General features: G+C 64.2%; 2 protein-coding genes. One reads left to right on the top strand and one right to left on the bottom strand.

Annotation, left to right across the window (positions count from 1 at the left end; genetic code table 11):
* Positions 1-210: 210 nt before the first annotated feature.
* Entirely contained in the window at positions 211-1,785 is a 1,575-nt protein-coding gene (locus CKO40_RS23575) for an ATP-binding protein (protein WP_200348899.1), read from the bottom strand.
* Between the two features lie 99 nt (positions 1,786-1,884).
* On the opposite strand from CKO40_RS23575, the gene CKO40_RS23990 reads away from it, so the two are divergent.
* Positions 1,885-2,108: hypothetical protein (locus CKO40_RS23990; RefSeq protein WP_207173840.1), on the top strand; the 224-nt coding region annotated here is incomplete at its 3' end.

The following is a 2,108-nucleotide window of genomic DNA, read 5'->3' as shown; positions in this document are numbered from 1 at the left end:
GGCGATCGGCGCATCGCTGCCGAGCTCGGCGAGGCGACCCTGCACCCGATCCTGCTGCTCTACAGCGGCTGGGAGCTGGTGCACCGCGAGGCGGTGGCGAGCGAGGAACACAAACCGGCCCGCTAGACAAGTTGTTGCAGCCAAGCTGTTGCAGCTGTCCCAAAAATTGGACCTCGCTCAGCAAGGCTTCGCCAACGATCTTGAGCACAACTAGCCTCGGATCACCTGGATTCGGCGTCCGGCGGGACTCACAACGGGCGTGCTGCTTGTGCGCTCCGCGATCGGAGGCTGATCAGGGCGGCGGTCGAAGATCACCAGCCAGCCGCTGTCGAGGCCCAGTCCCGCCAGGTAGTCATCGAGCTGCACCAGCCCCTCAGCGAGTGGATCGGGTGAGCCTGGACGCCACACCTTCAGCTCCATCCCGAGCGTGACCTCGCCGTAGCGTAAACAGAGATCCATGCGCCCGGAGCCGATCGCATACTCGCGCTCCAGGGTGCCGCCACCGTTGATGACCCGATGCAAAAAGGCCATCAGGACCAGATGTGGAGCGATCTCGTGATAGGGGGCGCTGCCGAGTAACGGCTGTCCGTGCTGGCGCCAGAACGCGAGGAAGCCCTGCAAGAGCCGCTCAGGGTCGAGCTTCCCGTAGGCATCGAGCCAGGTCGGCGCGATCCGCGGCAGCGAGTCTTGTGGGCCGCTCGCCAGCATCCGTGGCAGTACCTCACGATAGATGGGATTGGCCACGTCCAGGCCACCGTCATTGACGCGGCGCAGGAGCCCCAGATCGACCAGATAATCACGATCATCCAGCGGTACCTCCCCGAGCGCTGTTCCAGCCAGCATCGGCTCGATGATGCGCCGCACTCGCGCTTCACGGAGCTTGTCGGCGAGCTGATCCAAGTGAGTGACGCGCCGGGCGATGAGGGCTTCCTTGGCCTGCTCGATCATGTCCCGATCGATGGGACGGATCCGATTGCGACCCTCGCGCATCTCGAAGCAGGTCTCGTAGGCCAGGGCGTTGACCAGCCAAGGCTGCCCTTGGGTCAGCGTCCAGACGCGCTCTAGCGCCTCTGCGGTAAAGTGCTGCCCCGTTTCCAGGGTGTGTTCGGTCAGTAAACGCCGCACCTCATCGGCCGAGAAGTCCCCCAAGCGCAGCGACTTCGCGCGAATGTTGAACGCGCTACCGCCGGTAATGATCTCCGTCTCCGAGCTGGCATGGATGCGGTAATCCCGCAGGTCGCGCACGCCGCAGAGCAAGATCGTTTGCGGAAAGTGCTGCGGACGTTGCTCGTAGCCAGCGCGCAGTTGGCGCAGCAACGAGATCAGGGTGTCGCCAACCAGGGCATCGACCTCGTCGAGCAGCAGGACCACGGGACGGGGCGATTGACCGCACCAGCGCGTGAGAAACTCCTGCACCCCGCCCAGTAGCGCGCCGCCTTGGATCACCTCAAGGGCGATGGTATCGGCCGCCTCATCGCCCAATCGCCAGCGTGCGCTGCTCGCGATCGCCTGGATGATAGCCGCCATGCCCGCCTCGACGCGCTCCCGGGCGGCTTGCGCGGCCTCGATGTTGACATAGAGCGCGCAGTACTGATCCTCGGCATTGAGACGCTCCATCAGCGCGAGTAGACAACTGGTCTTGCCGGTCTGGCGCGGGGCATGAAGCAGGAAATACTTCTTCTGGTCGATCAGCATCAGCACCTGGTCAAGATCCCAGCGCGACAGGGGCGGAAGACAATAGTGGTCTTCAGGCCTGACCGGACCTTCAGTATTGAAGAAGCGCATGCGCTGCTCCGTCTTTAATTAAGGCGGCAACAGTGCTAGAACAGGCCGCTGAGATCAAGTACCGCTTCTGGCAGACAGAGCGGGGCGGATTGCCGAGAGATGCCTGGCCTGGCCCATGCGCTCGTCGTCATCGGCGCCGACGCCGAGCGTGGCGGATGGCACAAGCGCCCAAGTAGCGGCAAGCGACGCGCCTATCCCTTGCTTGGCCGTGCGGCCCTGGCTGGCAGCGCTGACCTTGGTATCCTTCGCCAGTCGATCCTCCCTCAGCCGCCCCGGAGCACGGCAACCATGAGCGCAAGCGAGCAACCCTGGCGCATCCCCTA

Source organism: Halochromatium glycolicum (genome assembly GCF_016584085.1).
Lineage (GTDB): Bacteria > Pseudomonadota > Gammaproteobacteria > Chromatiales > Chromatiaceae > Lamprobacter > Lamprobacter glycolicus.
The sequence above is the reverse complement of the archived record's forward strand: the minus strand, read 5'-3'. Positions and strand labels throughout refer to the sequence as shown.